We start from the raw sequence: 22,385 nt of genomic DNA on the forward strand, positions 1-22,385 counted from the left end.
TTTATGGATGAGAATCGTGGCGAATAACTTATTAGAAAAAATTAATATTCAATGGCTTTATACAGAGGTACGCGCCCATAAAAGGAAGCTCGTCGTCGCGAATATTATTGCTTTAATGGCGGCATGTATCAGTGTTCCTATTCCAATGCTATTGCCTGTATTGGTCGATGAAGTATTGTTAGAAAAACCCAGTACCGGCATCGAATTTTTAGACTTTATACTTCCACAATCTCTCCAAATTCCAGCCGGATATATTGGGGCTGTACTGGTTATCATCATCATAATGCGGCTAGTAAGCCAGATGCTAAACATCGTACAAACCCGTCAATTTACGCTTATTTCTAAATCTCTAACCTGTGAACTACGCAAAGTACTGATTGAAAAGCTAGGTCGAATCAGTATGCGTCAGTATGAACAACAAGGTAGTGGTTCACTCACTTCGCACCTTGTAACTGACATCGAAACGGTCGACAATTTTATTGGCTCAACGCTGAGTCGTTTTGTGGTCAGTATTTTGTCCACAATTGGAATATCAATCGTTTTATTCTGGCTTGATTGGCGGCTAGCTCTGTTTATTTTGTTGCTTAATCCAATCATCATTTACTTGTCGAAAAAGATGGGACAGAAAGTAAAGCAGCTGAAAAAGAAAGAGAATCGCTCTTTTGAGCGTTTTCAGCAACGTTTGGTTGAAACATTAGATGGGCTTTATCAACTTCGAGCATCGAATCGAGATCGGGAATACCTGCGGCGGCTGCGTGTCGATGCCGATGATATTCGCCACGATGCCGACAACTATGCTTGGCAATCGGATGCGGCCAATCGGCTTTCGTTTTTACTGTTTTTAATTGGGTTCGAGATCTTTCGAGCCGTTGCCATGATCATGGTGCTATTTGGGGATTTATCGGTAGGTCAGATTTTTGCGATATTTGGCTACCTTTGGTACATGCTTTCACCAATACAAGATTTGCTTAGCATCCAATATTCTTGGTTTAGCGCATCTGCTGCAATGAAACGGCTGAATACTCTTCTTCAGTTGGAAGAGGAAAAAACATACACGCCGACGGTAAACCCTTTTACCAAAGGCGAATCTTTTGATGTGGAATTTCAGAAAATTGGTTTTGCCTATAACTCAGAAAGAAACGTGATTGAAGGGCTTAACTTAACGATTCCAAAAGGTCGACGCGTTGCGTTAGTGGGAGCTTCTGGAGGTGGAAAATCGACCTTAATTCAACTTCTGCTTGGGGTATATCAAAAGTCAGAGGGAGAAATTTTGGTTAATGGTCATGCGATAGAAAGTGTGGGTTATGAACCATTGAGAGAAAGGCTTGCGGTTGTGTTACAGCACCCAATGATTTTTAACGATACGCTAAGGGAAAACCTTTCTCTGGGAGAAAACTTCGACGGTCAAGCCTTGTGGAATGCACTGCGTATTGCTCAACTTGACGACTTTGTTAGAGAACTTCCTTACCAACTTGACACTCAGTTAGGTCGACAAGGCATGACACTTTCTGGTGGACAGAAACAACGCCTAGCGATCGCTCGTATGGTACTCGCTGAACCTGACTTTGTGATATTAGATGAAGCGACCTCTGCACTTGATACCGTAACGGAATCGAAATTGCATCGTGCACTGGATGAATTTTTAGTAGGGCGTACAACCTTAATTGTTGCCCATCGTCTATCGGCTGTGAAGCAGGCAGATCTTATTTATGTGCTAGAAGATGGCAGAGTAATTCAATCTGGGCGACATCACGAACTGGTGACACAAGATGGGCTTTATCAAACCTTGTATGGCGCTCAAGTATAAGGTTTCACTCTATCAATACCCTCCCAGCAATTGGTCTATTCCGATTTTTTGGGAGGAGGTCACACTAATACAGTCAGCATTTCACACGCCAATTTAAATGAGTTAATTGAATCATACTGTTTGGTGTCTGGCACCTCTTATTGTTAAGTAGCCAAGTTGTATTTATTGGCATAAACAGTTAACGTAAATTTATAATGAATATGCTGCGAGTTAAAGAATGCGTAAATATAGTTTATTAATTTTTCTACTTTTTAGCAGTTTAGTTTCTTCACAAGAGCCTTTGACATTTTATGTCGTCGATTACCCTCCTTATATGATCATTAATACCGAAAATGAAATATCTGGGATGGATATTGATGTAGTAACAGCGGCTTTTCGAGAAAGTGGGCAAACGGTCGCTTTCGAGGTTCTTCCTTGGAAGCGAGTTATGAAGCTAATGAAAGTTGGCGAAGTGGCCGGTACGCTTTCATGCAGTAAGCGAGAAGGGCGTGAGCAATACATGCTCTTTAGTGATTTTATTAGTACAACACGGCAAGCGGCCATTTCTCGAAAAGATACGAATGTAAATCGTATTAAAAGTTTGATTGATTTATCGAACTATAGTGTGACCACGATTGATGGTTGGGGAACGACAAATCAACTTAGTGCACATCATGTTGATTATACGCCTTCAAAAGACGTACGTTCTGCATTAATTCGCGTTTTGCATCGAGGTGTGGATGTGTTCTATGGCCCAGAAATCCCCACGTTGCACACAGCCAAAAAAATGAACGAGGAAGACAATCTGAAGGTGACTTATATAGATGATGTGGCTTCCAATGAGCTCCATTTATGTCTCAGTAGGTTTTATCCTCAAAGTGAGAATATATTATCAATGTTTAACCATGGCTTACGAATAATAAAACAGAATGGAAAATACCAACAACTCAGGGGCAAATACTTTTAATGTGTATTTGTATCGATGGGTAGATCAAGATGAAATTGAGTATTTCTGTCAAGCAAACCATTTATGTTTTTGTTATTTCGCTGTTTTGCTGTGGTATTTCCTCTGTCATTAATGTTTATCTTAATATACAAAAAGATAGGGTAGAACAAGCTCAAAGTATTACTCGTACGGTCGATCTGCATAGAGATACGCTTAGTCGTGCGGTTTATACTTTAGATGAACAACAAGTGCATGAGATATTAATCTCTATTATTCGACAACCGCTGATAAAACGCGCAACGTTTTTTGATGATTTTGGGGATCTGCTTGGTGATTCGTTACGCTCCGACACATATCCAATGTCGCCCTATCTTCAGTTTTCTGCCTATTTAGCCGAGATCCCAGCTGAGCAATCCTTTGATATTGATGTTAATTCGAAAGGCAGGTACGCAAAATTAACTCTCTATATTGATGAATCATTGTTAGCGAATGAGTTAGCCGAAAGCGTTAAGATCAACCTGGAAACTTCGGTAATATTTACCCTACTTCTAGCGACTATTCTCGCCATGCTGAGTTATATTTATATTTCTAGGCCGGTGATGAACATCGCTCAATGGGTCACGGACCTCAGTTCAAATAAAAGCATTTTCCCTTTACCTTATACAAAAGAAGATGAGCTTGGCTTATTAGTTAAGCAATTCAGTAAGGAGTGGACATCAAATAAGGAAGTGTCTCATAAGCTCAATGAGATGTTAGACAGCCTTAAACAAGGCGAACGTTTTTCACGGATGTTGATGGAAAACGCCAGTGATGCAATGTTTCTTTGTCACCCTGATTCTCAGATTTACCTGGTTAACAATGTAGCTGAACGACTGGTGGGGCAGAGCTTTAATCAAATCGAAGCCAAAAGCATAGCTGAATTCAGCTTGGACTATTCAAGTGATGAAATGGAAGCTCTTTTTACTAAGATCATCGGGCAGAAGGTGCACAGTTATGATGATACTTTTCGAAGAACAGACGACGAGAAAAGTGTAAACGTAAACTTAGAGTGTCGAGCTACCCACTTTGAAGTTGATGGTGAGACCTTTGTGATGATCAATGCTCGAGATGTCACTGAGCGGGTACATACGCAAATGAAAATTCATGAGCTCGCCTATTATGATTCCCTGACGCATTTAGCGAATCGCAGCCTTTTTTCCCAACAAATTGAAGAGCTAATTCTAGACCATCAAGAACAAAATCAATATGGAGCATTGTTTTACTTTGACTTGGACCAATTTAAAAATATCAATGATTCCCTAGGACATCTTGTTGGAGACTTAGTATTAGTCGAAATTGCCTCTAGAACAAAGTCGACATTTAATACGAAAACAATTTGTGGTCGTATCGGAGGTGATGAGTTCGTGGTAGGGATCCCTAATTTAGCCGATAACCTAGAATATGCTGCTGAAAAAGCAATGAAACTTTCAAGCGAACTATTAGCGTCTATTTCTCAACCACTCGAACTTAAGGATGTGACGCTCCATACAACGGCGAGTATAGGGATTGTGTTTTTTCCTAATGATGACGTGGATGCGAATGAACTCATTAGACGTGCTGACACCGCGATGTATAAATCAAAATCATTGGGGCGAAACGGCGTTCAGTTTTTCAAGAGAGAAATGCAATACGCCGCTCAGCACCTGCTCGAATTGGAAGAGGGAATTCATCAAGCACTCGCCGAAGACCATTTTGAAATTTGGATTCAATCTCAGGTGAATGCCTGTAACGATGTGCTAAGAGGGGAGGTGCTTGTGCGGTGGAATCACCCTAAACTCGGGTTAGTTATGCCTAACTTTTTTATTCCTCATGCCGAAGAAACCGGGCTTATTATTGACATTGATAAATGGGTAATCGAAAAGAGCATTCTTCACTTAACCAAATGGCGTGAAGGTGAGGCTCTAAATGAATTTGATAATCTTGCCATAAATATTAGCCCAACGTTTTTTCTACAAGTTGACTTTGTATCTTACGTTCTTGACTTGCTTGATAAATATAATGTGCCGGGAGACCTGATCATTATAGAAATCACAGAAAACTTACTGTTAAATAACTTTGAACTCGCCAAAACAAAAATGCTTCAATTAAAAGCGAGAGGGATTTCATTCTCTATTGACGACTTTGGCACAGGCTACTCATCGTTAAGGTATTTAAAAGAACTTCCGATTGATGAACTGAAAATAGACCGTTCATTTGTTGTTGGTCTAACCGATGGCTCAAACACGTCTCCACTTATTGAAGTTATCTTATCGATGGCGAAAAATTTGGATTTAGAAGTCATTGCTGAAGGCGTCGAAACTCGTACTCAGCGAGACCTACTCGTCGATCTTGGCTGTCAAGATCATCAAGGATATTACTTTGGTCATCCTGTACCGGCTGATCGCTTTATTGAGTCTCAAATTTGTCGCTCAATCTAGCAAAGTAATAGAGCCATGTACGAATATCCCGACAGGCTGTTGTGATAGCGACTAATTTACGGGTCATTCATCCTTTTTATAAAGAAAACCTTTACAGATATAGAAATACAAATGATAATTATACTCATTATCAAAAAGGTATTTTCTATGAATCAATTTTCTAGTATCACGGCAGATTCACCATCGTCTCAGACAGATTACTTGGCCGACCATGAGCAACAATGCAGAGATATTATTTATACTCTTGAAAGAGAATTAACTCGTAACCCTAAATGTGTTGATTCTTTACGTGGTTGGATAGCCAGCTACCAGAAATTATCAAGGCTATACCTGCAAGATGGTGAAATTGAACTGGCGCAACAATGTTTATTAATTCCACACCGCTCTGTATTGCATATGGCGAATTGCAAGCAAGCAGATGACGAGCAGAAATTGATTGGTCGAAGCGCTATGAGACTTACATTACCTCCATTGCTCGAATTGGCACGAAAGTACCCACCTTGTGACAGTTGTGTTCGAGACTTAGAGAGACAAAGAAGAGCCTTAGAGCTTGATGCAGCCAAATATCATTCATGATAAAGCTCAACGAATGTTATCTAGATCGTATCCAAGAGGGCACGCTATGAAGGCGGCTATTCACTAATAAACTTGAATAAGGTGTCGTGTACTTCGTTACCTTTTTGGAAACCAAGATCAAATGATTCTTTGAGTTTATTTTTGTTTTTCTCTGTTCGGCTGATAGGCAGTTTACTGCCTGGGCGAATAATCAAAGCACGACCTTGCTTTTCAAGTTGTTCGAGTAAATCCAGTTGTTGGTTATAGATATGGTGTCTCGTTAAAAGCAGATCAACTAACTTTGGGTAGCGTTTATACTTCAGTTGTGCCAAGTACTTTGCCGTAAAAGGTGACTTTCGGTAGCCTTTTGGTTGAGTTAGAATCACAACGAGTTTTTCACAACCATCCTCAAGCGCCTTTTCAATCGGAATGGGGTTACTAATTCCGCCATCGAGTAGTTGCTTTCCGTGCAGTGCAACCATTTTAGCCGCAAAAGGCAAACTGGTAGATGCTTCTAGTGCCTTAAACGACGTCTCATTATCGGTGTTCGCAACGTAGTAAGCATTGCCAGTGTCACAGTCGGTTGTGACATAGATTAAGCGCTGATTGGACTCGAAAAAAGTGCTGTAATCAAAGGGGATAAGTGAATTTGGGATGTCGTTAAAAATAAAGTCCATTCCAAATAGTTCCCCTTTCCTCAATAAACGTCGATAGCTGATGTATCTCTTATCATTTATAAAGGCATAAGGAACGTCGAGGTTCCGTTGAGTCTGTTTCGCAAGGTAATTGGTCGCATTGCTCGCGCCCATAGAAACGCCAATGATGTACGGAAATTCCAATCCTTTTTCTGCGAAGTAGTGAAGAATTCCTGCGGTATATAATCCTCTAAAACCGCCGCCTTCTAAAACTAACCCAATATTGTTTTCCATAAAAACCAAAATTATTCGTGATCACTTATTTTGACCATACTATAAATGGTATTTAATTCAAATGGTTATTGGGTAGATAGCTCATTGAGTTTGGCTTGTTGTTAGCGGTATGGGCTAGTGACAAGTCTAAGTCTCTCTGATTTATATCCAAATATATTCAATGAGTTACTTAGAACAGTGATAGTTAGTTCGATTCAAAATTTTAATCCAATCTCGTTGAATCATAACTTTGTCTGTGGTTTTATATATTTTTTCTTTAATATAAATCATCAAATGAAAATATCAGACCAAGATTATTTTAATTATATTGAATCTATCGTGTGGTGGGAGGGGCAAATAAATGCAACGCACCTGATGCGGTATTTTTATTTGTCGCGTGATACAGCCTCTACAATATTAAGAGAGTACGATCACAAGCTTCCTGAAAATCTTATTTATGACTCTTCAGCAAAAGCCAGAGTTATTACTGATAGATTTAACGCTATAACGGATGTTGGTAATTTTGATTATTATTTAAAGCTTATTATGCAAACGACAGGAAAATCTATTACCGAAAACGTTGAAGAAGTTGAAGCACCATTTAGAAATATAAATGCAAAATCAGTCAGGCCTATTTTAAAAGCAATACGAGAAAAATTGGCAATTGATATTGGTTATATCTCATTAACTAGCCCGGATTACTTAGATAGAATCATTGAGCCTCATACCCTTATTTTTGATGGATTACGTTGGCATGTTCGCGCTTATTGCCGTAAAAATACAGAGTTTAGAGATTTTGTATTATCTCGATTTAATGGTATCGCTGAGTTTGAGGGGCCAGCATTAGTGGATAAAGAAAAAGACCTCTTATGGAATACATTTACAGATATTGAAATCATTCCTGATCCAGGTCTAACTCAAGAACAACAAAAGATTATCGCGAACGATTTTCAAATGAAGAACAATAAAAAAATAATTAAAACCCGAGCGGCCCTCGTTAATTACCTGCTACTACGATTACGTTTAGACCAGTATAAAGATTCCCCAGAAGAACAACAGATTGTGTTAACACCAAAGTGCCGCAAAAGTATAACGCCATTCCTACCAAAACCTACCTAATTTTCGACATGTGTTTAATTACAGTGTTGTGGACATTGTATCTGAGGATTACTGTATTTAATTATTAAATCGCACATAAGTAGGTCTTATATGAACGACTTCTCGCCATCTGATTTGAAGAGCATATTTAAATACTGGGGCAAAGCTAAAAAAGATGAAAACGGCAATGAATGTTCCGATTATCACTTGTTAGTTTTTCATTGTTTAGATGTAGCTGCTGTTGCTGATGTTTGGTTAACTGAATCGAATACATTATTGCAACAAATCACATCCTATCTAGATATAACAACCGACGATGCAAGGCGTATTTGTTTATTCTTTATTTTGCTACATGATTTGGGAAAATTCGATGCTCGCTTTCAAAACTTTCGTGAAGATATTCGACAAATTTTACAAGGAGATGAATGGGAAGTTGAACCTGATATTACTTATTATTCTCATGGCTCCTGTGGTTATAAGCAGTTTAGTGAAATGTATAATACTAACGATGCGATGAAAGCAGTAGCTGGTCATCATGGTTATTGTGATACTTCCTTTAATTATGATGATCCAGATGCGGACGAAGAACTTTGTGAATTAGATGAACTAGCGCGAAAGGAATGGGTAGAATTTTGTCTTGAATTTTGCAAATTAGATGATATTCCTGATGTAGGTGACATTCCGATGTTAGCAGGGTTATGTAGCATTTCTGATTGGGTTGGCTCTTCTATGACAAACTTTACAGCAGATCAGACTCTTAATTTATATCAGTATTACAAAGATGCGTTACCAAGGGCGAAAGTCGCATTATTAGAAACAGGCATGATTGAAAAACTACAGGGTGCAGGTTTTGATTATTTATTTAAGAATTATGCGCCACGTGGTATTCAAACTTTATTAATTAACATGCCAATAAAATCAGGCTTGACGATAGTTGAATCAGATACAGGTTCAGGAAAAACAGAATTCGCATTGGCTTATGCATCTTTATTAATTCAAGCGGGTTTAGCTGATGGAATAGTCTTTGGCTTACCAACGCAGGCAACTGCAAACGGTTTGTTTTCACGTATTGGCGAAGCTACGAATAAACTGTTCCCTGATGCATCAACAACCCTTGCTCACGGTAAATCCAAATACATAATGACTGATGAAAGCGGATTTCTTCATCAATCAAATAAACGTGCGTTTTTAGGTTCGATGTCAGTGGCTACAATCGATCAAATACTCATGGGAGTATTGGGTATTCGTCATCAATTTGTTCGTTCTTTTGGTACTCGAAAATCAGTGTTAATACTGGATGAAATTCATAGTTTTGATGCCTATATGATGGGGTTAATTGAACAAGTATTGAAAGGGCAACATCAAGCATATTCAAGTGCTATTTTACTTTCTGCAACTTTACCAAGAGACTTAAAAGAAAAATTACTTTCAACTTATAAAGGTGACTCACAAAGTAATGCTTACCCATTAATTAGCCACACCGATTTATCTGCTCAGACTCAAGAATTAACACTACCTAAACAAGAAACAAATAAAACTGTATCAATAAAAACTTGGTTTAGTAAAACTTTATTGCCTACTGAAGAACAACGGACCCAAGTCAATGATTGGGTAACTGAAGGAGCTATGGTCGGCATTATCTGCAATACCGTCAAAGATGCGCAACGGTTATATCATCAAATAAAAGAGAGCTTCCCAAGATTAACGGTTGATCTATTTCATGCGCGTTACACCTTTAATGATAGAAAAAAATTAGAAGATAAAGCGCTCAAGGATTACGGTAAAGATGCCCAAAGAAGTGGTCGATTATTAATCGCAACGCAAGTGATTGAGCAATCGCTAGATCTAGACTTTGATGTGTTAATCAGTCAAATAGCTCCTATTGAATTTTTAATGCAACGAATGGGACGGTTATGGCGACATAATCGAATGAATACCTCTTTATGCTCACGAACAAATGCCGTTAAAGCACCTTTATTTATCACTCTCTTACCAGAAACAGAAATTACCGAAGATACAACGGTGGAACAATTAAAACATCATTATCAAGGCAGTGGATACGTATACCAAAATACGCGTTTACTTTATCGAACTGAGCAATATATTTCCCCTCTCAAACAATTAGCTTTTCCTGATTGTTACCGTGAAGCGATTGATTATGTTCATGATGAACAAGCTATAGCAGGTGAACCTGATGTATTAACAGTTGTTGCTGATGAATACAGTATCAAGTCCGATGGTAATAATTATACCGCTCGTAGTCTAAGTAATTTGCAATCTAAACCACTTAATGATGTTGACCCACGTTGTGCGATGTTAACCCGTGATGGCGAAATGAGCGCAACCGTTGTGTTATTTAAAAATAATGGAGAGTTGTTACATGGTGGTGATTTTAACGAACAACAAGACAGAGAAAAAAATACCGTGGCACTGGCAAGCAAACATACCCAAGGCCAAAAAGACGAAAACTATTATTGCTACAAGGCGATAGTCGATAAAGACATTGTTTATAACGAGATGGGCGTTATTACCGCTGATCTTATTGATGAATTAACCACAGGGAATTAACTATGTATTTATCTCAGGTGATGCTGAATACAAAAGATAGTTACGAGCAACATCAGGCCATTTGGACTTTATTTGCCAATGTGCCAGATCGTAAACGTGATCATCTATTTCGGGTAGAAAGTGTAAATGGGAAGTCATGCAAGGTTTTATTGCAATCCAGTACTGAGCCAAAATCTAGTGAGCAGGCCAGCGTATTAGTGAGTAAACCTTTCATTACAGAAGTAACTCAAGACGGTTTCTATAAATTTAAATTATTAGCTTATCCCACAAAGTGTTTAAGCCAAGGTAAAAAAGTCATTGAAATAAAAAATTGTGACGAACAAGTGCAATGGTTGCAACGTAAATTAAGCGGTGCAAATGTCACTGTGACAGCGATGGATGAACAAATGGTACGTAGCAAAAAATCCTATACCAGTCGATTTATCTGCTTTGAAGGTATTTTACAGGTGACTGATAGCGAGCAAATACGGCGAGCATTAGTTATGGGAATCGGTCGGAAAAAGCATGCAGGCGCAGGGTTATTATCACTTGCGCGTACACAATAAGGAAAGGTTATGTACCAAAGAATATACAAAGCTTATCAAGCACTAAGTAACGGAGAACAAGCAGAGTTAAAGCGCTGTAATTTGAAAAAATTAGCAGATGCACCTGCATATTTTAGAGTTTTAAAATTTACCGGTGCAAAGGACACAGCACAAACGCAACGTATTCTGTTTTTGCTGGTGGGGCTTAAAATAACCAATGATGAACAAAGCGTTAATGTGGCGACTGCTTTATTAAAGGCTGGCGTGAAAGAGTCACAAATCATTCAAATAACGCGTAGTGGTGATAATGGTATTGACTACCTAAAACGGCAGTTAGTTCGTTGTAATAATATATCCCTCGATAGTCTCGGAGAATTAGCGCAATTTTGGGGAGAAAATACACGCCGGAACTTATTAAAAGAATTTATTTTATCTGATAACGATACTCAAACAACAACTAGAGCATAATCAACAAGGACATTATCATGACTACATTTATAAACATTCACACACTTATTTCTCACCCGTCATCAATGATGAACCGTGATGATTCCGGTATGCAAAAAACAGCTGTTTTTGGTGGTACAGTCCGTAGCCGTATTTCCAGCCAATGTTTAAAACGCGCTATTCGTCAAAGTGATCTTTATGGAGAGGCGGTTGCTGAAACTTCAATTCGTACCAACAAAATGGATGAGCTTCTTGCTTTGTGTAAACAAGAAATGCCAGACATAGAGCCTAAGTTGATTGAAGATGTGTTGCTGAATATGGGATCAAAAGTAAAAAGTGAAAAAAATAAAGAAACGGGAGAAACAACGCGACATTTTGATGCGGTTCAACCCTATGCGATTGGTGCCATACGCGAAGCAATTAACATGGTAAAGGAAGGCACGGAATTAAAAGAACTTAAAAAAATAGTGCAAATTCCAACTTATGATGTCGCATTATCTGGGCGTATGGATGCAAGTTGCCCGCAACGTAATGTTGAAGCCGCAATGAGTGTTGCGCACAGTGTAACCACACATGACGCAGATATTGAAGTTGATTGGTTTACCGCTTGTGATGATCTAGCGGAACAAGGATCAGGACACATTGGTACCACTGAATTTAGCGCTGGTGTTTTTTATCGCTATGCATCAATCAATGTTGATTTATTAGCGAAAAATGTCAAAGCGAGCATTGAAGATGTTAGCACTATCGTTAATACCATGATCCGTTGCTTTGCCCAAGTCACACCGAATGCGAAACAAAAAACATTTGCAGCTTATAACCAAGCTGACTTTGTGATGGCAGCACAATCCAATCAACCTATTTCACTGGCTAATGCCTTTAGAAAAGCAATTGCCAATAATGGCGACGTAATGGAAAACTCGATTATTGCCTTGGTAAAACATTATGAAAAACTATGTAAAGCTTACGAGCTTGATTCAAAAGCAATTGCTTTAGACCTAACTGATAGCACACAAAGTGAGATGATCGAATTAGTAGACACCATCGGTGATATTCGTTTTTAAGCTAATATTGGGATGAAACGCATGAAAACACTGATATTGAAAACAGAAGGCATGTCGGCTTATGGGCTGCAGACCTTTGATGTCCATCGTAGAGTAAGTCATTTCCCTACGAGATCAGCCATTATGGGCTTATTAGGTGCTGCAAAGGGGATTACCCGGGAACGATTTTCTGAACTATATGATTTATCTCAACAACTTAAAATTGCGGTACAAGTGAATAAATCCGGTGAAAAAATAGTCGATTACCATACCGTGCAAAACTTTCGTAGCCCGTATGGGAAGATTCAAAAAGGAAACCCTAAACCAACCTACCGAGAATATTGGTGTGATAGTGAATATACCTTTGCTATTACAGCCGATGAAACAGTCATTAATACATTGACAGGAAACGTTAAAAATCCTGAATTTGGCTTATTTCAAGGTCGGAAATCCTGCCCGTTAACGCGCCCTCTATTTGAAGCGGTAACGGATGATGATAACCCTGCCGATGCCTTAATTAAATATAACGAAAACGGACAAATTTTTAGTGATGTCAACGGTGAAAATCAAGTCGCGATGTTGCAAGTTCGTGACCAGATCACTGCAACGCCACGCAAATACGCTATGCGTACTGTGTTTGTTTGTGGGCAAATAAGACAAGAGTCAAAGGAAGAAATTGATGAACTTACTTAAAGATGCGTTTATTTCAACCAATCAAGGCAAGGTATCGCTAAAAACACTGTTGACGAGTAATGAAGATTATCAATTGCAGTATTACTTTGATGAAGTTCAATTGGCGATGTTGCAACTATTAAGTTCACTGACCACGGTTGTGCTACAACCCACTGTTAATGAACTTAAAAGCTACTTAAAAGTAGGGTTAACTGCCGAACAATATGATCATGCGTTACAAAATATAGACAGCCAATGGTTTGAAAGTGATTGTTTTATGCAGTCAAAGTCGACTATTGGATCAAAAAAATTTGATGCTCCAATTACTAAGATATTATCTGGTATAGAGTGTGGTACATCAGGTAATGCGAGTGGGCTTTTTTCTGAAAGAGAAAAAGCAGAAACAAGCTGTCCAGATTGTATGCATGTTTTGAACTATAACCTACACATGAATATAAAAGGAGAGTGCTTTAGTAAAACAGGAGCGACAGGCATTCGTGGCGGCGGTGCAATAACGACGTTGATCGCTGGCGATAATTTAAAGCAAACATTATTAAGCAATACTATCGCTAAAGATTATTTTACTGAATCTACACAGCTTGATAAAGATGCGGATCAAACGCCTATGTGGGTATCACCCATGACGGGAGATATCTATCAAGCCCCTAAAATCGGATTAAATAGGGGTTTATTTGCGTTGGCTTATCATATTGGTTTTAACATTAAAGATGAGCCTTGTGTGTGTGATGTTTGCGGACAGAAATCACTTCAATCAATCAAAACCTTTAATCGCGAAAAGTATAAAGGAGTTTATGGTTCAACTAAAAATGGACGTGATGGTGGTGCGGGTTGGTGGCCTCATCCCTATACACCTTGTACGGTAAAAGAAGAAGGTATCTTTGCTGTGTGTGCTCGTGATCAAAACTGGCAAAGCTGGCAAGAGTTAAGTAGTTATATTATTGGAAAAGAGTCTGATAAAGCGACCGTCGAGCCCGCTTATATTATTAGACAGTTTCAATATATGAAAAACCCCCGCCAAACTAATTTGTTAGTTGGTGGCAATATTGCCGATCAAGGTTCGATTACTGGTCGAGTGTATGATCTGTATTCAATGCCTTCATCTTTGAGTAAGCAGTTGAGTAAAGTAACACAAGTTATCGATGCAGGGCTCAATCAGAAAGAACTATTGTCGAAGGCATTTAATAAAATGTTTGGTGTGGGTTACGATAAAAACTTTGTAGGCGGGATTAAAGAAACGGCAATGCAATCATTTACCGCCAATGCACAACAAATCATTCAAAGAACATTGCTCGATGTCGAACGCAAAGAAGCAACTGAATTACGGAATTTAGCTGTTGTTGAACTTAAACAAGAAGCTAAACGCATTTTCACTGATGTTCAACGTAAATATCAATATGATTTACCCTTATTTAAAGCATTGGTAAAAGGTGAAGTGGTATTACATAAAAAGCATTAGGAGTTTCTATGAGCTTCATTCCTTTAAAGCCCATTCCAATAAAAGATCGCAATTCTATGATTTTTGTAGGAATGGGGCAGATTGATGTCAAAGATGGCGCTTTTGTTGTTATCGATAAAAATGGTGAGCGCATGCATGTTGCAGTGGGTTCACTTGCTTGCATTATGTTAGAGCCAGGAACACGAGTAAGCCATGCTGCCATTAAACTTGCCAGTGTTTGTGGCACATTACTGATTTGGGTTGGTGAGGCGGGCGTGCGACTTTATTCTGCAGGTCAGCCCGGCGGAGCACGTAGTGATAAGTTACTTTATCAAGCCAAATTAGCATTAGATGGAGATTTACGTTTAAAAGTTGTACGTAAAATGTTTGAAATACGTTTTGGCGATGAAGCGCCACAAAGGCGTAGCGTCGATCAATTACGTGGCATTGAAGGTGCAAGAGTTAAGAAAACATACCAGTTACTTGCAAAACAATATGGCGTTGAATGGCATGGACGACGTTATGACCCCAAAAATTGGGGCAAGGGCGATTCGATCAATCAATGTATCAGCGCCGCAACATCTTGTTTATATGGCATTACCGAAGCGGCTGTTTTAGCCGCTGGCTATGCTCCTGCTATTGGCTTTGTGCATTCAGGGAAACCACTTAGTTTTGTGTATGATATTGCTGATATTCTAAAATTTGAAATCGTTGTACCGGTCGCTTTTGAAATCGCTGCGAAGAAAACCCATTCACCTGATCGAGATGTGCGTATTGCCTGCCGAGAAGCATTTAGGAAAACTAAAATATTAAAAAGATTAATTCCTTTAATTGAAGAAGTGCTAAGTGCAGGTGAAATTCAGCCACCAGAACCCTATAGTGATGCTCAACCACCTGCTATTCCAGAGCCAGAAATAATAGGTAATGACGGACATCGTGTCAGTTAACGAGGAATTAATATGTCAATGGTAACAGTCGTGACAGAAACCGTGCCGCCTCGATTACGAGGTAGATTAGCAGTGTGGCTATTAGAGGTTCGTGCAGGTGTTTATGTTGGTGATGTTTCTCGGCGAGTGAGAGAAATGATTTGGTATCAAATAGAAGAACTTGCTGAAAAAGGTAATGTTGTTATGGCATGGTCAACCAATACAGAATCAGGGTTTGATTTTATGACTTATGGCGAAAATCGCCGTATGCCTGTCGACCTCGATGGGCTGCGGCTAGTAAAGTTTAAACCAGAAATAAAAGAAAAATAAGTCCTAATTTGTTCTTTAAAAAATCGGTAAAATTTGGTGGGAAGTAATTGTCCTTTAAAAACAATTATGTATATTTAGAGTGTTCCCCGTACTCACGGGGATGAACCGATTGACATTTTGGTTATGAAATGCGCTGCGACGTGTTCCCCGTACTCACGGGGATGAACCGCTTTAACTAGCGATCTATCTGATAGGGTTGCAGTGTTCCCCGTACTCACGGGGATGAACCGCAATGAAACATTCTGGATTGATGAAATGGTGTGTGTTCCCCGTACTCACGGGGATGAACCGCAATGAGACCTTCTGGATTGATGAAATGGTGTGTGTTCCCCGTACTCACGGGGATGAACCATCAACACACCTTTGCGAGAAGAAGATCATTCCGTGTTCCCCGTACTCACGGGGATGAACCGCTTATACTACAGGCAACAGTTTTAAATAGGTGGTGTTCCCCGTACTCACGGGGATGAACCGAATGATTTGTGGCTATTGTTGGGTATGTCCACGTGTTCCCCGTACTCACGGGGATGAACCGCATGGCAGTACAATCACGAATTGTTTTGCGCTGTGTTCCCCGTACTCACGGGGATGAACCGAAAGTGATTTAGCTATATTTTATCTAACCAGTGTGTTCCCCGTACTCACGGGGATGAACCGCCGTTCCCTCTATTTGCTTTTTAATATCCTCCGTGTTCCCCGTACTCACGGGGATGAACCGGAAATATCATGAACGTAACTAAAGAAGAAGATGTGTTCCCCGTACTCACGGGGATGAACCGCGAAACGCACACCGTTGAGCAGCATATCGAGTGTGTTCCCCGTACTCACGGGGATGAACCGCTTTTCCTCGCCATCAAGCAAAGCCATATTGAGTGTTCCCCGTACTCACGGGGATGAACCGGGATGATCTTCTTCTCGCAAAGGTGTGTTGATGTGTTCCCCGTACTCACGGGGATGAACCGCAGTCGCACAAACAATCAACACTCGATTGAATGTGTTCCCCGTACTCACGGGGATGAACCGAATTTGAATGCGATTCAGTTGATTCAATGGAAGTGTTCCCCGTACTCACGGGGATGAACCGATACTGGCGCAGGTCAAATTGTTTATACTGCAGTGTTCCCCGTACTCACGGGGATGAACCGTGCTGGAGACTATGTGACTCTTGCTTATGACAGTGTTCCCCGTACTCACGGGGATGAACCGCCGTGAATCATTAGTTTATTGAAATCGATAGCGTGTTCCCCGTACTCACGGGGATGAACCGTCCAGCCACTTTTATGATTGCATTGTAAGAGAGTGTTCCCCGTACTCACGGGGATGAACCGGAACCATTACACCAGAGTCGAGTTGTTTGTATGTGTTCCCCGTACTCACGGGGATGAACCGATTGGCTATTGCATCAAGAAAAATATAAATGGGTGTTCCCCGTACTCACGGGGATGAACCGTGGGAACCGGAGTGTCTGCAACTGTTACATCAGTGTTCCCCGTACTCACGGGGATGAACCGCCAGGATTGCAATTCATGGTGCCTTATGGTGGCGTGTTCCCCGTACTCACGGGGATGAACCGCAAAAAGTGGAAGCTAAAAAGGACATGGAAAAGTGTTCCCCGTACTCACGGGGATGAACCGCCTAATGCATGAAGCTGGGTTATTCCCTGATTGTGTTCCCCGTACTCACGGGGATGAACCGATGATAGCTTTCATTTGGCTTCTCTATGGGCTGTGTTCCCCGTACTCACGGGGATGAACCGTGGGCGTAACCGAGTTCCATTAGCCACTGACCGTGTTCCCCGTACTCACGGGGATGAACCGAAAAAGTTCCACGAAAAATCAAATTCGAAAGAGTGTTCCCCGTACTCACGGGGATGAACCGTGAACTGGATAGTGAGACTCGCATAATGACCTGTGTTCCCCGTACTCACGGGGATGAACCGCTATTAATGACTGTGTTTGAAATTGAAAAAATGTGTTCCCCGTACTCACGGGGATGAACCGCCAACTTAGTACCCAAATTAACGCATTGAAAAGTGTTCCCCGTACTCACGGGGATGAACCGTATGATACCGCCACCGAAACAACAGCATTGATGTGTTCCCCGTACTCACGGGGATGAACCGCTTATATACCAAGGGGCTTGCGAGAATATAAAGTGTTCCCCGTACTCACGGGGATGAACCGCGGTACTAAGATTCGCTAACTAGCTTCGGTTTCGTGTTCCCCGTACTCACGGGGATGAACCGAATCGGCACTGCGTAAGAAGATTCTCGAATCCGTGTTCCCCGTACTCACGGGGATGAACCGCTCGACTATTCACCACGCTGTGATGTCGGTGAGTGTTCCCCGTACTCACGGGGATGAACCGCATACGTTTTAATTCTCTATCGATATGAGCGATGTGTTCCCCGTACTCACGGGGATGAACCGTCAGACACGACAGTGCTTAATGGTTACATAGAGTGTTCCCCGTACTCACGGGGATGAACCGCCCATTCTTCTATTACCTCTTCAATTGAATAGGTGTTCCCCGTACTCACGGGGATGAACCGCTTTTTAATTTAGTTAAAAGTATTACTCATATGTGTTCCCCGTACTCACGGGGATGAACCGCAATACGGCTTGCCATTGAATGCCCCAAAGGGGTGTTCCCCGTACTCACGGGGATGAACCGATTGTCGAACTCGAAGAAGACCGCGCCGCATTGTGTTCCCCGTACTCACGGGGATGAACCGCCAAATAGCGACTACACCATAGATATATTTATGTGTTCCCCGTACTCACGGGGATGAACCGTTAAATAACACACTCATCGATGCTAATCGCCTGTGTTCCCCGTACTCACGGGGATGAACCGATACCATAGCGTTAATTGTTGATTTTCTTGGTGTGTTCCCCGTACTCACGGGGATGAACCGAATCAACAAATAAGCAATCACGTTATTTGTTAGTGTTCCCCGTACTCACGGGGATGAACCGAAAAACCCTGCGGTAACAGGGCTAATACAAGCGTGTTCCCCGTACTCACGGGGATGAACCGTCCCCATTTTCACTAACTATGCTAGGATAATTGTGTTCCCCGTACTCACGGGGATGAACCGCGGCCGTAGCCACACAAGGTTACATAACACTAGTGTTCCCCGTACTCACGGGGATGAACCGCCAATCCTCTTCTCAAAGAAGCAAAGAAAATGGTGTTCCCCGTACTCACGGGGATGAACCGTTCGTGATCTAATGGCTGAATGCTCAGATAAAGTGTTCCCCGTACTCACGGGGATGAACCGCATACGTTTTAGCTCTCTATCAATATAAGTGAGTGTTCCCCGTACTCACGGGGATGAACCGCTATTCGTAAAATATCGTATATATGCTTATCAGTGTTCCCCGTACTCACGGGGATGAACCGGACGATAAGGGTCGACCATATGACCCGAGTATGTGTTCCCCGTACTCACGGGGATGAACCGTTTAAAAACTATCGCTAAGCAAGTAGCGATTAGTGTTCCCCGTACTCACGGGGATGAACCGGCAGAAAGATGGATGACATTCTTGCGTAAGGAGTGTTCCCCGTACTCACGGGGATGAACCGCTTTCATAACGCTATTCGCGTCAACAGCAGATGTGTTCCCCGTACTCACGGGGATGAACCGCTGACAAATGACAGTGATAACTGTAACGTTTTGTGTTCCCCGTACTCACGGGGATGAACCGCAGAATTACTTGCTCAGATTACAGCGCTTGAAGTGTTCCCCGTACTCATGGGGATGAACCGTTCTTCATTGCGGTTCGGTAGATTTTCTTGCAGTGTTCCCCGTACTCACGGGGATGAACCGCTCTTCTAAGGCAGCGAAAAAAACTAAATTATGTGTTCCCCGTACTCACGGGGATGAACCGTCTTTATACATCCATACAATCCATACTAGCAGGTGTTCCCCGTACTCACGGGGATGAACCGTACAGGAGCTTGTTAATTTGGATTATTCAAATGTGTTCCCCGTACTCACGGGGATGAACCGAATGTCATCCACCTATCAGCTTTATCGACATAGTGTTCCCCGTACTCACGGGGATGAACCGTAACAACCGATCCCTCCCTCTTTTCGTCCCAGGTGTTCCCCGTACTCACGGGGATGAACCGCGGTAAATGCGTTTCTCAACGTAGTGCGCTCTGTGTTCCCCGTACTCACGGGGATGAACCGGTTATTGTTTATGACCCGTTAAAATCGGGTGGGTGTTCCCAGTACTCACGGGGATGAACCGCCAACTCAGTGCCCAAATTGACGCATTGAAAAGTGTTCCCCGTACTCACGGGGATGAACCGCTATCGCGCCTTGTTTCATGATCTTGTTGTACGTGTTCCCCGTACTCACGGGGATGAACCGGCTTTATTATAGCGGGTGATGATTTCAACGCTGTGTTCCCCGTACTCACGGGGATGAACCGAAACCAAGTTTTGTGAGGTATTTTACTCATCTGAACTTACGGTCAATTTCGATATTTCAATTGCACCTATTTCGGATAAATTCGCACCAAACTCGCCATATTATCCTTGCATTAGATTGGTTGTTTTTATCGTTATACTTTATATGTCTGTTTTATAAAGATAAAAATAAGTTCATTTTGTGGTACAAACGTTGCTAACTATTAACAATAAGTTTCAATCGTTTCATGATTGTGGAAATATTTGTGATACAACCTATAGCCTCAATGTTATTGTAACACCGGAAAGACTCTCTTAATGATCATCGGCTTCAGAGGCTAATTTGGTGCTGTGTGAGTAGAGGTTTAGTTTACATCGAGGAATTTAATGACACATAACCATCATTCTTTAATTGAACGTATCACTCAGCAGTACTCAAAGTTAACAGATACAAGTCGCCGTATCGCTGACTTCGTACAATTGCATCCAGAGAAGATACTGATGTTGTCATTGGCAGAGATCGCCGATTCTTGTGGCGTATCTAAAACCAGCGTTAGTCGTTTTATTCGGCAGATGGGCTATGATGACCACCTTGCTCTTCGTCAAGAATTGATTGAGGAGAGAGAGAAAGGAACCCCAGTTCTAACATCGGACGTTGAAGACCCAGACATTCAGCATGATATGCGGGCACTTGAACGTTTGTGGACACAACTTGTGGGAACCGATGTGTCGATGATCATTGATAGCATCAGCAGGGCAAAGCGCATTAAAGTGATTGGTTACCGGAATAGTTATCCGTTGGCGATGCATTTCCGTGAACAGTTGCTGCAATGTCGTCCAGATGTCGATCTTTTACCATTGCCGGGACAGACCATAGGCGAAGACTTGGTTTCTATTGGTGACGATGACTTTGTCATTTTGCTGGGAATTCGTCGTAGAACCCGTCAATTTGAGAGCATTGTTAACTACCTTGCAGATAAACCAAGCTTGCTAATTACGGATCAATCGGGGCAGAAATACGCGGACAGGATGAGCAATGTTATTATTTGTCATATGAACAATGATACCCCATTGGATAGCTACGCTGCTCTCATGAGTTTGATTTCCTATCTGGTTAACAAAGTATTCCGGCATCTCGGTAAGGACGCAGTTAAGCAGAGTCACCGAATATCTCAAAGCTATTCCGAGCTAAACGAGATTGAATAGCAACGAATTACCATAAACCTGAACGAAGTAGTGAAATGAATATATTACAAAAAATTAAAAAAGAGTGGTTTCTATCTGGAATGGTCGTCGCGATTGTTTTGGCGAGCCTGACTCCGGAAATCGGTCGGTCGGGTGGCGTTATCCATCTTGACCAGCTCACCAGTATCGGTATTGCACTGGTCTTTTTTCTTCACGGTCTTGGTTTATCGCCAAGCGCGATTAAAGCGGGTGTCGCGAACTGGCGGCTACATATCTACGTTCAGCTTGCGACATTTGCTGTGTATCCCTTGATTTGGATTCTTTTTGGTAACGCATTTATTGCTTATATGCCGGCCGCTCTGGCATTTGGTTTCTGTTACCTGCTGGTATTGCCGAGCACCATTTCATCTTCTGTCACTATGACTAGCGTGGGTAAGGGCAACGTGCCGGGGGCGATTTTTAACGCATCGCTTTCAAGTATTCTAGGGGTCTTTCTGACACCACTGTTTATTCAGATTTTTATGGGTTTTGAGGGAGTAGAGCTTGATTTAATGGCCTCGGTTATCTCCATCGCAAAGCTCTTGTTGGTTCCTATGGTTGTCGGTCAGTTGTTACGTCCTAAATTGATTGGCCTGGCGAACAAACATAAAGGCATTGTCGGTAAACTGGATAAGTATGTCATTTTAGCCATTGTGTATAACGCCTTTTGCGATTCGGTTTTTAATGGAATATGGCAAGAGTTTTCGATTGAGTTACTCGCCATCGCAATCGTGATTTGCGTCGTAATTTTGCTGTGCATGGTTCACCTGATTCAATGGGGAGGTCGACGAATGCAGTTCTCGCTTCCTGATGAAGTTGCGGCCGTATTCTGTGGTACGAAAAAGACACTCGCGGCAGGAATTCCAATGGCAAAGGTTATATTTGGAGCCGATCCATCACTGGGCATGATCTTGCTCCCAATAATGCTCTATCACCCTATTCAGATTTTCTATTGCGCAATACTCGCCAATCGTTATGCCAAGCAGAGTGACGAATTGAATTCTGCGATTAGCAAGTAAGTGGAGGT

General features: G+C 41.4%; 16 protein-coding genes and 1 CRISPR repeat array. Of the genes, 15 read left to right on the forward strand and 1 reads right to left on the reverse strand.

Going from position 1 to position 22,385, the window contains the following annotated elements:
* Nucleotides 1-16: 16 nt before the first annotated feature.
* From ACXJY6_RS01770 to ACXJY6_RS01785, 4 genes are all read left to right on the forward strand, one after another.
* The gene (locus ACXJY6_RS01770; protein WP_458767087.1) at nt 17-1,807 is read left to right on the forward strand and encodes an ABC transporter ATP-binding protein; all 1,791 of its coding nucleotides are present in this window, start codon (nt 17-19) and stop codon (nt 1,805-1,807) included.
* Between the two features lie 217 nt (nt 1,808-2,024).
* Nucleotides 2,025-2,753 (forward strand): transporter substrate-binding domain-containing protein, encoded by a 729-nt coding sequence (locus tag ACXJY6_RS01775; RefSeq protein ID WP_456051434.1) that lies wholly within the window; start codon nt 2,025-2,027, stop codon nt 2,751-2,753.
* 29 nt (nt 2,754-2,782) lie between these two features.
* On the forward strand, nt 2,783-5,188 hold the full coding sequence (locus ACXJY6_RS01780; protein WP_458767089.1) for a putative bifunctional diguanylate cyclase/phosphodiesterase: 2,406 nt from the start codon (nt 2,783-2,785) through the stop codon (nt 5,186-5,188).
* Nucleotides 5,189-5,335: 147 nt separating this feature from the next.
* Entirely contained in the window at nt 5,336-5,764 is a 429-nt protein-coding gene (locus tag ACXJY6_RS01785; RefSeq protein ID WP_456051436.1) for a DUF2753 family protein, read from the forward strand.
* A 56-nt stretch (nt 5,765-5,820) separates the two neighbouring features.
* Here ACXJY6_RS01785 and ACXJY6_RS01790 read toward each other — a convergent pair whose 3' ends face one another.
* Nucleotides 5,821-6,672: a patatin-like phospholipase family protein gene (locus ACXJY6_RS01790; RefSeq protein ID WP_456051437.1), complete on the reverse strand. Its 852-nt coding sequence runs from the start codon at nt 6,670-6,672 to the stop codon at nt 5,821-5,823.
* 117 nt (nt 6,673-6,789) lie between these two features.
* Here ACXJY6_RS01790 and ACXJY6_RS01795 point away from each other — a divergent pair, with 117 nt between their 5' ends.
* The 11 genes from ACXJY6_RS01795 to ACXJY6_RS01845 all read left to right on the forward strand — a co-directional run bounded on the left by ACXJY6_RS01795 (nt 6,790) and on the right by ACXJY6_RS01845 (nt 22,377).
* A complete protein-coding gene (locus ACXJY6_RS01795) occupies nt 6,790-7,770 on the forward strand; it encodes a BrxR family transcriptional regulator (RefSeq protein ID WP_458767091.1) in 981 nt (326 codons plus the stop codon).
* A 90-nt stretch (nt 7,771-7,860) separates the two neighbouring features.
* On the forward strand, nt 7,861-10,317 hold the full coding sequence (cas3, locus tag ACXJY6_RS01800; protein ID WP_456051439.1) for a CRISPR-associated helicase/endonuclease Cas3: 2,457 nt from the start codon (nt 7,861-7,863) through the stop codon (nt 10,315-10,317).
* Nucleotides 10,318-10,319: 2 nt separating this feature from the next.
* Nucleotides 10,320-10,862 carry a type I-E CRISPR-associated protein Cas6/Cse3/CasE gene (gene cas6e, locus ACXJY6_RS01805; protein ID WP_456051440.1) on the forward strand — a complete coding sequence of 181 codons (543 nt, stop codon included), beginning with the start codon at nt 10,320-10,322 and terminating at the stop codon, nt 10,860-10,862.
* A gap of 9 nt (nt 10,863-10,871) precedes the next feature.
* On the forward strand, nt 10,872-11,309 hold the full coding sequence (locus tag ACXJY6_RS01810; RefSeq protein WP_456051441.1) for a type I-E CRISPR-associated protein Cse2/CasB: 438 nt from the start codon (nt 10,872-10,874) through the stop codon (nt 11,307-11,309).
* Between the two features lie 17 nt (nt 11,310-11,326).
* A complete protein-coding gene (cas7e, locus tag ACXJY6_RS01815; RefSeq protein WP_456051442.1) occupies nt 11,327-12,352 on the forward strand; it encodes a type I-E CRISPR-associated protein Cas7/Cse4/CasC in 1,026 nt (341 codons plus the stop codon).
* Between the two features lie 21 nt (nt 12,353-12,373).
* Nucleotides 12,374-13,024, forward strand: a complete 651-nt coding sequence (gene cas5e, locus ACXJY6_RS01820; protein ID WP_456051443.1) for a type I-E CRISPR-associated protein Cas5/CasD — start codon at nt 12,374-12,376, stop codon at nt 13,022-13,024.
* Nucleotides 13,011-14,480 (forward strand): type I-E CRISPR-associated protein Cse1/CasA, encoded by a 1,470-nt coding sequence (casA, locus tag ACXJY6_RS01825; protein ID WP_456051444.1) that lies wholly within the window; start codon nt 13,011-13,013, stop codon nt 14,478-14,480. The genes cas5e and casA overlap by 14 nt, the downstream gene beginning before the upstream one ends.
* Nucleotides 14,481-14,488: 8 nt before the next feature.
* A complete protein-coding gene (gene cas1e / locus ACXJY6_RS01830; RefSeq protein ID WP_456051445.1) occupies nt 14,489-15,406 on the forward strand; it encodes a type I-E CRISPR-associated endonuclease Cas1e in 918 nt (305 codons plus the stop codon).
* Between the two features lie 12 nt (nt 15,407-15,418).
* The gene (gene cas2e, locus ACXJY6_RS01835) at nt 15,419-15,715 is read left to right on the forward strand and encodes a type I-E CRISPR-associated endoribonuclease Cas2e (RefSeq protein WP_456051446.1); all 297 of its coding nucleotides are present in this window, start codon (nt 15,419-15,421) and stop codon (nt 15,713-15,715) included.
* A gap of 79 nt (nt 15,716-15,794) precedes the next feature.
* A CRISPR array of direct repeats spans nt 15,795-20,157; the repeat unit is 29 nt; unit sequence GTGTTCCCCGTACTCACGGGGATGAACCG.
* Nucleotides 20,158-20,521: 364 nt separating this feature from the next.
* On the forward strand, nt 20,522-21,340 hold the full coding sequence (locus ACXJY6_RS01840) for a MurR/RpiR family transcriptional regulator (RefSeq protein WP_456051447.1): 819 nt from the start codon (nt 20,522-20,524) through the stop codon (nt 21,338-21,340).
* 35 nt (nt 21,341-21,375) lie between these two features.
* Nucleotides 21,376-22,377: a bile acid:sodium symporter family protein gene (locus tag ACXJY6_RS01845; RefSeq protein WP_456051448.1), complete on the forward strand. Its 1,002-nt coding sequence runs from the start codon at nt 21,376-21,378 to the stop codon at nt 22,375-22,377.
* Nucleotides 22,378-22,385: the final 8 nt, after the last annotated feature.

The organism is Vibrio phycocola (genome assembly GCF_054404255.1).

Excerpts from the sequence above, each read along its gene's own strand:
- ACXJY6_RS01775 (WP_456051434.1), top strand. The coding sequence starts at position 2,025 with ATGCGTAAATATAGTTTATTAATTTTTCTACTTTTTAGCAGTTTAGTT.
- ACXJY6_RS01780 (WP_458767089.1), top strand. The coding sequence starts at position 2,783 with ATGAAATTGAGTATTTCTGTCAAGCAAACCATTTATGTTTTTGTTATT.
- ACXJY6_RS01785 (WP_456051436.1), top strand. The coding sequence starts at position 5,336 with ATGAATCAATTTTCTAGTATCACGGCAGATTCACCATCGTCTCAGACA.
- ACXJY6_RS01790 (WP_456051437.1), bottom strand. The coding sequence starts at position 6,672 with ATGGAAAACAATATTGGGTTAGTTTTAGAAGGCGGCGGTTTTAGAGGA.
- cas3 (WP_456051439.1), top strand. The coding sequence starts at position 7,861 with ATGAACGACTTCTCGCCATCTGATTTGAAGAGCATATTTAAATACTGG.
- cas6e (WP_456051440.1), top strand. The coding sequence starts at position 10,320 with ATGTATTTATCTCAGGTGATGCTGAATACAAAAGATAGTTACGAGCAA.
- ACXJY6_RS01810 (WP_456051441.1), top strand. The coding sequence starts at position 10,872 with ATGTACCAAAGAATATACAAAGCTTATCAAGCACTAAGTAACGGAGAA.
- cas7e (WP_456051442.1), top strand. The coding sequence starts at position 11,327 with ATGACTACATTTATAAACATTCACACACTTATTTCTCACCCGTCATCA.
- cas5e (WP_456051443.1), top strand. The coding sequence starts at position 12,374 with ATGAAAACACTGATATTGAAAACAGAAGGCATGTCGGCTTATGGGCTG.
- casA (WP_456051444.1), top strand. The coding sequence starts at position 13,011 with ATGAACTTACTTAAAGATGCGTTTATTTCAACCAATCAAGGCAAGGTA.
- cas1e (WP_456051445.1), top strand. The coding sequence starts at position 14,489 with ATGAGCTTCATTCCTTTAAAGCCCATTCCAATAAAAGATCGCAATTCT.
- cas2e (WP_456051446.1), top strand. The coding sequence starts at position 15,419 with ATGTCAATGGTAACAGTCGTGACAGAAACCGTGCCGCCTCGATTACGA.
- ACXJY6_RS01840 (WP_456051447.1), top strand. The coding sequence starts at position 20,522 with ATGACACATAACCATCATTCTTTAATTGAACGTATCACTCAGCAGTAC.
- ACXJY6_RS01845 (WP_456051448.1), top strand. The coding sequence starts at position 21,376 with ATGAATATATTACAAAAAATTAAAAAAGAGTGGTTTCTATCTGGAATG.